This window comes from Kitasatospora sp. MY 5-36, from assembly GCF_001182915.1.
Classification (GTDB): domain Bacteria; phylum Actinomycetota; class Actinomycetes; order Streptomycetales; family Streptomycetaceae; genus Kitasatospora.
In genome coordinates this window covers 1-9,777 of sequence record NZ_LFVW01000446.1, presented here as the reverse complement: position 1 = coordinate 9,777, position 9,777 = coordinate 1, and the positions used below count along the sequence as shown (strand labels likewise).

The window sequence follows — 9,777 nt, the reverse complement described above, 5'->3', positions numbered from 1 at the left end:
CGGGCGATCGCGGTGCCGCTGGCGAGGCCCTCCAGGCAGCCGCGGGAGCCGCACGGGCAGGGCTCGCCGTCCAGGTCGACGGTGATGTGGCCGAGGTGGCCGGCGTTGCCGCTGGGGCCGGGGCGCACCGCGCCGTCGAGCACGAGTCCGGCGCCGACGCCGGTCGACACCACCAGGCAGAGCGCGTTGTCGGCGCCCCGGGCCGCGCCCTGCCAGTGCTCGGCGGCGGCCATCGCGACGCCGTCCCCGGCGAGGTGGACGGGCAGCGTGCGCTCTGCCACCGCCGGGTGCGCGGCGACCGCGGCGACCAGCGGGAAGCCGCGCCAGCCGGGGATGTTGACCGGGCTGACGGTGCCGTTCGCGAGGTCGACGGGGCCGGCGCTGCCGATCCCGACGGCCGTCACGGCGGCCCAGTCGGCCGTCCCGGCGAGCCGCTCCAGCACCTGGTGCACCACGGCGAGCACGGCCGCGCCGGGCTCGGTGGCGGGGGTGGGCAGCTGGAGCCGGTGCCGCAGCCGTCCGTCGGCGTCGACCAGCGCTCCGGCGATCTTGGTGCCGCCGATGTCGAGGGCGGCGAACAGCGGGGTGAACGGCACGGTGGGCTCCAGGAAGTAGGGGGCGGCGCCCCGGCCGGGGGGCCGGGGCGCCGAACAGCGTAGATCAGCCCCGGCGGGCGGCGCTGAGCCGCAGGGTGACCAGCTCGAACGGGCGCAGCGCGAGGCGCACCGCGCCGTCCTCGACCGCCACCTCGCCGCGGGTGCCGTCCCAGGGCCGCTCCAGCAGGTCGCAGGGGACGGCGCCGGCCAGCGGGTAGGAGGTGGTCAGCCGGCCCCGGGCGCGGCCGCCGCCGGCCTCGTAGACCCGGACGATCAGGTCCCCGCTGCGGTCGTCGGCGAGCTTGACGGCGCTCACCACCAGGGCGTCGTTGTCCAGCTCCACCAGCGGGGCGACCCGCTCGGCGCTGCCGGTGACCGTCCGCTCGGGCAGGCCGATCCGGTAGCCCTCGCGGACCGCGTCGCCGATCGCCGCGCCCGGCACCAGGGCGTGCCGGAAGCGGTGCAGGCCCTGGTCGGTCTTCGGGTCGGGGAAGCGCGGGGCGCGCAGCAGCGAGAAGCGGACCGTGGTGGTCGTCCCGCCGTCGTCGGGGCGCACGGTGCGGGTGACGTCGTGGCCGTAGGTGGAGGCGGTGACCAGGGCGACGCCCCAGCCGGGCTCGTCGAGGTGGACGAAGCGGTGGTTGCAGGCCTCGAACTTGGCCGCGTCCCAGCTGGTGTTGGTGTGGGTGGGCCGGTAGAGGTGGCCGAACTGGGTCTCGGCGGCGTAGCGCTCGGTGTGGACGTCCAGCGGGAACGCGGCCTTGAGGAACTTCTCGGTCTCGTGCCAGTCGACCTCGGTGTCGATGTCCACCCGCTGCTCGCCGGCCGGCAGGGTGAGGGTCTGGACGACGGTGGAGGAGCCGAAGGAGCGGGCGATCCGCACCGAGGCCCCGGCGGGGGACGACGCGGCGGTGAGCGAGTCCACGCCGGTCAGGTCGGTGACGGTGTTGCGGTAGAACTGGTCGACGTCCCAGGCGTCCCACATGTTGGGGAAGTCGGGGTGCAGCTGGAGCAGGTTGGCCCGGCTGCCGGGGGCGACGGTCTCCCGGCCGGTCGCGGTCTCGACCACCGAGGCGATCAGGCCGTCCGCGTCCACGACGACCTCCAGCAGGCCGTTGCGCAGCGTGAAGCCGCCCCCGGGGCGCTCGACCGCCTCGCAGGTGCCGTCCGGCAGGCCGACCGCGGCGGCCCCGCCGGCCGGCACCGTCGAGCGGCCGTGGGGCGCCGAGTTGAACACCAGCTCCCGCCCGCCGGCGGCCGCCCCGGCCAGCGCCTGCTGGGCCGCGCCGATCAGCGCCTCCAGCTCCCCGGCCAGCGCCGCGTACGTCGCCTCGGCCTCGCGGTGCACCCAGGCGATGGACGAGCCGGGCAGGATGTCGTGGAACTGGTGCAGCAGCACCGTCTTCCAGATCCGGTCCAGCTGCTCGTACGGGTACTCCGCGCCGGTGCGCAACGCGGCGGTGGCGCACCAGAGTTCGGCCTCGCGCAGCAGGTTCTCGCTGCGCCGGTTGCCCTGCTTGGTCTTCGCCTGGCTGGTCAGGGTGGCGCGGTGCAGCTCCAGGTAGAGCTCGCCGACCCAGACCGGCGGGTTCGGGTACTCGGCCTCGGCCTTGGCGAAGAACTCGGCGGGCTTCTCCCAGCGGACGGTGGCCGAGCCCTCCAGGTCCTTCATCCGGGCCGCCTTGGCGACCATCTCGCGGGTGGTACCGCCGCCGCCGTCGCCCCAGCCGGTCGGGGCGAGCGAGTGCCGGGCGACGCCCTTGTCCTTGAAGTTCTTCGCCGCGTGGGCGATCTCGCTGCCCTTCATCGAGCAGTTGTAGGTGTCCACGGGCGGGAAGTGGGTGAAGATCCTGGTCCCGTCGATGCCCTCCCAGAGGAAGGTGTGGTGCGGGAACTTGTTGATCTGGCTCCACGAGATCTTCTGCGTCAGCAGCCACTTGGAGCCCGCGTTGCGGATGATCTGGGGCAGGCCGCCGGTGAAGCCGAAGGTGTCCGGCAGCCAGGCCTCGTGGTTCTCCACCCCGAACTCGTCCAGGAAGAACCGCTTGCCGTGCACGAACTGCCGGGCCATCGCCTCCGAGCTCGGCATGTTGGTGTCGGACTCCACCCACATGCCGCCCGCCGGGACGAACCGGCCCTCGGCGACGGCCTTGCGGACCCTGGCGTACACCTCGGGGCGGTGCTCCTTGATCCAGGCGAACTGCTGGGCCTGGGACATGGTGTAGAGGAAGTCCGGCTCGTCCTCCAGCAGCGCCGTCATGTTGGCGGTGGTGCGGGCCACCTTGCGGACGGTCTCGCGCAGCGGCCACAGCCAGGCCGAGTCGATGTGCGCGTGGCCGATCGCGCTGATCCGGTGCGCGGACGGCACGGCGGGCGCGGCCAGCACACCGGCCAGCTCCGAACGGGCCGCCGCCGCCGTGCCGTTGACGTCCTGGAGGTCGACGGCGTCGAGCGCCCGCTCGACCGCGCGCAGGACGTCCCAGCGGCGGGCGCCCTCCACCGGCAGCTCGGCCATCAGCTCGCCGAGCACCTCCAGGTCCAGCACCAGCTGCCAGACCGTCTCGTCGAAGACCGCGAGGTCCATCCGGGCCAGCTTGTACTGCGGCTGGTCGCCGGCCGTCTCCTTGTCGCCCAACTCGGTGGGCAGGAAGGGGTGGTAGTCCAGGATGACCGGGTTGGAGGCGGCCTCGACGTGCAGCAGCACCTGCTCGCCGCCGGCCGCCGGGGCGGCGATCCGCACCCACTGGTTCTGCGGGTTGAGGCCCTTCACCGGGGAACCGTCCGGGCGGTAGACCAGGCCCTCGCACTGGAAGCCGGGCATGTTGGCGTCGAAGCCGAGGTCGATCAGCGCCTCGACGGTGCGCCCGGCCCACTCCCGCGGGACGGTGCCGGTCACGGTGATCCAGCTGGTGCCCCAGGGCGCTCCCCAGGCGTCGCCGACCGTGATCGGGGTGCGCGGGGCGGCCAGGCCCTCGGCGACCGGGACGGGCTCGCCGGGAGCCGTCCAGATGCCGACCTCCAGCGGGACGGACTCGGGGTAGACGGCCGGGCGGATGCGCTCGTCCAGGACGCGCTTGAGGCGGGACTCGACCAGGGTGCGGTCATCGTGCATGTCAGCGGGCTCCGTTGCGTGGCTGAGGGGAAACGGACTGGCTAGAGGGACGGTACGTCGGAGGGGTGGACCACCTCGGTGATGCCGCGCGCGGCGAGGTGCTCGCGGTCCTCGGCGCGCTCGGCGAGCACCGTGGTCGGGCGGGCGCCCTCCTCGGCGAGGCGCATGAACGCCTCGTACACCGGGCCGCCGGGGCCGCAGACCGAGCGCCGGGGCGAGAGGGCCTCGTCGCCGGTGGCGACCACCACGGCGGTGCTGCGCGGCTTCGGCGGCTGCCAGGAGCGGCGGGCCTCGGCGTGGCGGGCCTCGGCGGCGGCCTCGGCGAGCCGGGCGCCGGCCGGCTTGACCGTCCGGTCGGTGGTCAACAGGCCGAGGCTGTACTCCAGTTCGGGGAAGTCGGCGAGCGAGCGGTCCACGTCGTGCGAGCACCACCAGGTCACGCCCCACAGGTCCGGGCAGTCCAGCACGGCCTCCACGGTGGCGCCGGTGAAGCGCGCCGCGTCCTGCGGGGTGATGTGCGGGGCGGGCGCGCCGACCTCCTGCAGCCAGACCGGGCGGGTCGGGTCGTCCGCCCAGGCCTTGGACAGCTCGACCAGGTAGGCGGCGTGCTGCGCGGTGGCGGTGGAGTGGGCGCCGTAGCGCTGGGCGGTGCCGTTGAACACCCAGGAGTGCACGGCGGTCGCGGCGCCGATTCGGGCCGAGTGCCAGGGGGTGAACGGGTGCTCGTCCAGGTACCAGGCCGCGTCGTACGAGGCGTGCAGGTGCAGCCGGCCGGGGGCGCCCTGCTCGCAGGCGTCGAGCATCCGGCGCAGCCAGGCCTCCGCCTCGGCGGGGGTGGCCCGGTCCGGGTCGGGGTGCGGGGCGCCGGAGAACTGGTTGATCTCGTTGCCGAGCGTCATCCCGAGGAAGTTGGGCCGCTCGCTCAGCGCGTCGGCGAGCGTGCGCAGGTAGGCGGCCTGGCCGTCGAGCACCTCGGGGTCGGTGAAGATGTTGCGCCGGTGCCAGGTCTGCGTCCAGGACGGGAGGAAGTCGAAGCTGGACAGGTGGCCCTGCAGGCCGTCCACCGCGACGTCGAGACCGCGCTCGCCGGCCGCGTCCACCAGGGCCGTCAGCTGCTCGACGGCGCGCGGGCGGATCAGGGTGCGGTTGGGCTGGAAGACCGGCCAGAGCGGGAAGACCCGCACGTGGTCCAGGCCGAGGGCGGCGATGGAGTCGAAGTCGGCGCGCACGGCGTCGAGGTCGAAGTCGAGCCAGTGGTGGAACCAGCCGGCGCTGGGCGTGTAGTTGACGCCGAAGCGGGGAGCGGTGGTCATCGGGGTCATCGGAGGGCTTCCTCAACGGGTGTGGGGCGTACGGACGGTGGGTCGTCACCGGCGGGGGCGGTCCCCGGTCGGGCTTATCCCTTGACGGCTCCTTCCTCGACGCCCTTGAAGAAGAAGCGCTGGCAGACGCCGAACACCACGACGATCGGCAGGAAGGCGATCATGGTGCCGGCCGCGATCAGCCGGGGGTTGGCGGCGAAGGTGCCGTTGAGGTACTGGAGCCCGACGGTGAGGGTGTACTTCTGCGGGTCGTTGAGCACGATCAGCGGCCACAGGAAGTCGTCCCAGGCGCCGATGAAGGTGAAGATCACGATCACGCTGAGCATGCCGCGCACGTTCGGCAGGCCGATGTGCCACAGCCGCTGCCAGACGTTGGCGCCGTCCACCAGCGCGGCCTGGTCCAGTTCGGCCGGGACGGCGGCGAAGGCGGTGCGCATCAGCAGCACGTTGAGCATCGCGATCGAGCCGGGCAGCGCGACGCCGGCCAGGGTGTCGGCCAGGCCGAGTCCGCGCACCAGCACGTACTGGGAGACGATGGTGACCTCGCCGGGCAGGATCAGGGTGGCGAGGAAGAGGCCGAGGACGAGCTTGGCGCCGCGGAAGCGCAGCCGGGCGAGCGCGTAGCCGGCCAGCGTGCAGCCGACCACGTTGCCGGTGATGCAGACCACGGCGACGATCACCGAGTTGAGCGCGTAGGTCCACACCGGGATGACCTCGGCGACCTTGCCGTAGTTGCCCAGGGTGGGCTGGTCGGGCAGGAAGCTCGGGGTGCGGGTGTAGACGTCCTCGGCGGGGCCCTTGAGGGAGGTCGACAGCTGCCACAGGAAGGGGCCGATGACCAGCAGCAGGACCAGCACCAGGAGCAGGTAGCGGGCGGCGGTCTGCGCGGTGGAGGGGGTGTTGAAGCTCCGGGAGCGCCCGGCGGGGCCGGTGGGCCTGGCGGCCTTGGCGGCCTTGGCGGCCCTGGTGGGCTCGGCGGGGGTGTCGGGGGACTGGGGCGTGCGGACGGTGGTCATGGGGGGTCAGGCCGCCTTCCGGTTCAGCCGCATCAGGAACAGCATCGGGCCGAGGGTGACGACGAACAGCAGCAGGCTGAGCGCCGAGGCGTAGCCCAGGTGCCCGTTGAAGCCGCGGCTGTACATCTGGATCAGCATCACCACCGACATGTCCCGGCCGCCGGGGCCGCCGAGGCCGTTGGAGAGCACGTACAGCTCGGAGAAGACGCGCAGCGAGCTCACCGAGATCAGCGCCGAGATCAGGATCATGGTCGGGCGCACCCCGGGCAGGGTGACGTGCCAGAACCGGTGCAGCGGTCCGGCGCCGTCCACGGCTGCCGCCTCGTGCAGCTCGCGCGGGACGTTGGCGAGCGCGGACAGGTAGATGACCATGTAGTAGCCGAGGCCCTTCCAGACGGTCAGGGCGATCGCGCTGAACAGCAGCAGCCAGCGGTCGGTCAGGAAGGCGACCGGGGAGTCGGCCAGCCCGGTCTGCTGCAGCAGGCCGTTGGCCAGGCCCCGCTCGTCCAGCACCCAGCCCCAGATCAGCGCCACCACGACGGCGGAGGCGATCACCGGGGTGTAGAAGGCGGTGCGGAAGAAGGTGATGCCGGGGACCTTGCGCTGCACCAGCAGGGCGAGCAGCAGCGGCAGGACGGTCAGCAGCGGCAGGCAGACCAGCATGAACACGATGCTGTTGACCAGGGCGTCGGCGAGCTGGTCGTCGTCCAGCAGCCGGCCGTAGTTCTCCAGGCCGGTGAACTGCCCGCCGCCCAGGGGCTTGGCGTTGGTGAAGGACAGGATCACCGTGTTGACGGCCGGCCAGAGGTTGAAGACGGCCAGCCAGACTATCGCGGGCCCGGCGAGCAGCCAGGGGGTGAACCAACGCCGGTGGGTCATGCCGTTGCCTTCCTGGGGCCTGGGGGTGGTGCGGGTGATTCCCGGGGAGCGGCGGGCGCGGGGGAGGCCCGCCGCTTCACCGGTACTTCGCCGGTACGTCTCCGGTGCGGCGCCGGAACGTCTCCGGTACGTCTCCGGTACGCCTCCGGTGCTTCGCCGGTGCGGGGTGGGGCACCGCGGGGTTGGTGCCGGGGCGGCGTCGGATCAGCCCTTGAGCAGCTTGTTGCACTGCTCGACGGCGGTGTCCAGCGCCTGCTTGGAGCTGGTGTCGCCGCTGATGGCCAGCGCGAACTGCTGCTTGATGATGGTGCCCATCGCGTCGTCGACCTCGACCGGCTGGATCAGCTTGGCCTTGGCGAGCGAGGCGAAGGCCGTCACCTTGGCGTCGCCCGCGTTGGTGCCGTCGCTCTTGCTGAAGAACGGGTCGTTCGCGGAGGCCTTGGTGGACGGGAACACGCTGGTCAGGTGGGCGAAGGCGGCCTGGTTCTCGGGGCTGGTCACCCAGCGGGCGAGGGCCACCGCGGCGGCCGGGTTCTTGGTGTTCTTCGGGATGGACAGGCCCTGGACGTACAGCGGCGGGGTGGCCATCGCGGGGGAGGAGACGACCTTCGGGGCGAGGGTCGGGTTGTCGGTGGCGAGGCTGGTGATGTAGTTGCCGCCGCCGGTGGTCCAGGCCACCGTGCCGGAGCTGAAGAGCTTGGAGTTGCCGGCGTAGGTGTCGGTGAGCACCCCGTTCGGCATCAGGCCCTCCTTGAAGGCGTCGCGGTACTTGTCGAGCAGCGCGGCGGCCTCGGGGGTGTTGAAGGTGAAGGACTTGCCGTCGTCGGACATGATCTTCACGCCGATGTTGTACAGGTCCCCGATGCCCGGCTTGCGGCTCATCAGGTAGGTCTGGCCGCCGGACTTCTCCTTCATCGTCCGGGCCTGGGCGATCAGCTCGTCCAGACTGGCCGGGGGCTTCTGCGGGTCCAGGCCGTTCTTCGTCAGGAGCTCGGAACTCCAGTAGTTCACATCGGTGTTGAGGTACCAGGGGTAGCCGAAGGTGCCCTGGTAGCCGTTGAACCGGTAGGCGTCCACGCCGCCGGGGACGTACTCCTCGGCGAGCTTGGGGTCGGCCTTGGCGATGTCCAGCAGGACGTCCTTCTTCGCCAGCGGGAAGGCGAAGTCCGGCGGGAGGTTGACCACGTCGGGCAGGCTGCCGGCGGCGGCCTGGCTGAGCACCTTGTCGGAGTAGCCCTCACCGGGCTGGTCGAGCCAATCGACGTCGACGCCGGGGTACTTCTTCTTGAAGCCGTCCAGCACGCCCTGCATGTAGTCGGTGAACTTCGGCTTGAGCGACCAGGTCTGGATCGAGACCTTGCCCTTGACCTCGCCGGTGGCGGCCGCACTCGCCACCGCGTCGCTGTCCTTGGTGTCGCCGGAACCGAGTCCGCAGCCGGTGAGCGCGGCGGTGGCGAGCGCGGTCGTGGTCAGTGCCGCCCAGATTCTTCGCATGAGGGTCTCCCGGTCCTGGGGGTGGGTGGGGGATCGTGCCGAGCTCGGGGGTTGTGTCGGATTCCGCAACCTGACTAACTAAACCGGTCTAGCTATGCCAGGGACTATGCTCCCGCCTAAACTTGGATGTCAAGAGAGGAGTCGGGTTCTGTGGGCAGACCGACGATCGCCGACATCGCCCGCCAGGCCGGTGTCTCCAAGGGCGCGGTGTCCTTCGCGCTCAACGGCCGGCCGGGCGTCAGCGAGGCGACCAGGGCCCGGATCCTGCGGGTCGCCGAGGAGATGAACTGGCGCCCGCACAGCGCCGCGCGGGCCCTCGGCGGAGCCAGGTCCGACGCCGTCGGCCTGGTGATCGCCCGGCCGGCCCGGACCATCGGCGTCGAGCCGTTCTTCAGCCAACTGCTGTCCGGGCTCCAGGCGGTGCTCTCGGCCAGCTCGATCGCGCTGCACCTGATGGTGGTCGAGGACACCGCCGCCGAGATCGAGGTCTACCGGGGCTGGGCCTCCGAGCACCGGGTCGACGGCTTCATCGTGGTCGACCTCCAGGTCAGGGACCCGAGGCTGCCGGTGCTGGACGAACTCGGGCTGCCCGCCGTGGTGCTGGGCGGGCCCGGCAAGGGCGGCAACCAGCTGCGGATCTGGGCCGACGACCGGGAGGCGATGCTCTCGATCGTCGACTACCTGGCCGCCATCGGCCACCGGCGGATCGCCCACCTCGCCGGGCTGCCGCACTTCCAGCACACCCAGCGGCGGATCCGCGCGCTGCGCGACGCCTCGCGCCGGCTCGGGCTGGAGGAGGCGGTGTCGGTGCCCACCGACTTCAGCGACGCCGAGGGCGCGGCCGCCACCCGGACGCTGCTGTCCCGGGCCGGGCGGCCCACCGCGATCGTCTACGACAGCGACGTGATGGCCGTCGCCGGGCTCGGCGTGGCCGGGGAGATGGGGGTCGCGGTGCCCGGCGAGCTGTCCATCGTCTCCTTCGACGACTCGGTGCTCGCCCGGATCGTGCACCCGCCGCTGACCGCGCTCAGCCGGGACACCTTCGCGCTCGGCGAGCAGGTCGCGCGCAGCCTGCTGGAGGCGCTGGACGGGGCCGGTGCGGGGCGGGACCTCCAGATGCCCACGCCGCGGCTGACCGTACGGGAGTCCACCTCGCCGCCCGGCGCGCCCGGGACTTCCCCCTCCGGAGTGGTTGTCGCGCGCATCGTTGACAGCGGTTCTGAACCGGTTTAGCCTCGCAGCGCCGAGCGGCAGCCGCTCGGTCCGCTCCGCCGCACTCCGTCCGGCCCCCGCTGCCCGTCCCGCCGACCGTCCCGCTCCCCGCGCCGCCGCTCCGGTGCGCCGGGGGCCCGGCGGCG

7 protein-coding genes are annotated in these 9,777 nt (G+C 72.5%); 1 reads left to right on the top strand and 6 read right to left on the bottom strand.

Annotation, left to right across the window (positions count from 1 at the left end):
- The 6 genes from AE652_RS26240 to AE652_RS26215 all read right to left on the bottom strand — a co-directional run.
- A partial coding sequence (locus AE652_RS26240; RefSeq protein WP_049655756.1) for an ROK family protein occupies positions 1-596 on the bottom strand: 596 nt, incomplete at its 3' end.
- Positions 597-660: 64 nt separating this feature from the next.
- Positions 661-3,708, bottom strand: a complete 3,048-nt coding sequence (locus AE652_RS26235) for a glycoside hydrolase family 38 C-terminal domain-containing protein (protein WP_049655753.1) — start codon at positions 3,706-3,708, stop codon at positions 661-663.
- 41 nt (positions 3,709-3,749) lie between these two features.
- Positions 3,750-5,021, bottom strand: a complete 1,272-nt coding sequence (locus tag AE652_RS26230) for a glycosyl hydrolase (RefSeq protein WP_049655762.1) — start codon at positions 5,019-5,021, stop codon at positions 3,750-3,752.
- Between the two features lie 83 nt (positions 5,022-5,104).
- On the bottom strand, positions 5,105-6,046 hold the full coding sequence (locus AE652_RS26225) for a carbohydrate ABC transporter permease (protein ID WP_082345974.1): 942 nt from the start codon (positions 6,044-6,046) through the stop codon (positions 5,105-5,107).
- 6 nt (positions 6,047-6,052) lie between these two features.
- On the bottom strand, positions 6,053-6,925 hold the full coding sequence (locus AE652_RS26220; RefSeq protein WP_049655752.1) for a carbohydrate ABC transporter permease: 873 nt from the start codon (positions 6,923-6,925) through the stop codon (positions 6,053-6,055).
- A gap of 204 nt (positions 6,926-7,129) precedes the next feature.
- Positions 7,130-8,419 carry an ABC transporter substrate-binding protein gene (locus AE652_RS26215; RefSeq protein ID WP_049655751.1) on the bottom strand — a complete coding sequence of 430 codons (1,290 nt, stop codon included), beginning with the start codon at positions 8,417-8,419 and terminating at the stop codon, positions 7,130-7,132.
- Positions 8,420-8,569: 150 nt separating this feature from the next.
- Here AE652_RS26215 and AE652_RS26210 point away from each other — a divergent pair, with 150 nt between their 5' ends.
- Positions 8,570-9,652, top strand: coding sequence for a LacI family DNA-binding transcriptional regulator (locus tag AE652_RS26210; protein ID WP_082345973.1), 1,083 nt, complete (start codon positions 8,570-8,572; stop codon positions 9,650-9,652).
- Positions 9,653-9,777 lie beyond the last annotated feature (125 nt).

Bases quoted from the DNA above. Each gene is read 5' to 3' on its own strand.
- AE652_RS26235 (WP_049655753.1), bottom strand. From the start codon at position 3,708: ATGCACGATGACCGCACCCTGGTCGAGTCCCGCCTCAAGCGCGTCCTG.
- AE652_RS26230 (WP_049655762.1), bottom strand. From the start codon at position 5,021: ATGACCACCGCTCCCCGCTTCGGCGTCAACTACACGCCCAGCGCCGGC.
- AE652_RS26225 (WP_082345974.1), bottom strand. From the start codon at position 6,046: ATGACCACCGTCCGCACGCCCCAGTCCCCCGACACCCCCGCCGAGCCC.
- AE652_RS26220 (WP_049655752.1), bottom strand. From the start codon at position 6,925: ATGACCCACCGGCGTTGGTTCACCCCCTGGCTGCTCGCCGGGCCCGCG.
- AE652_RS26215 (WP_049655751.1), bottom strand. From the start codon at position 8,419: ATGCGAAGAATCTGGGCGGCACTGACCACGACCGCGCTCGCCACCGCC.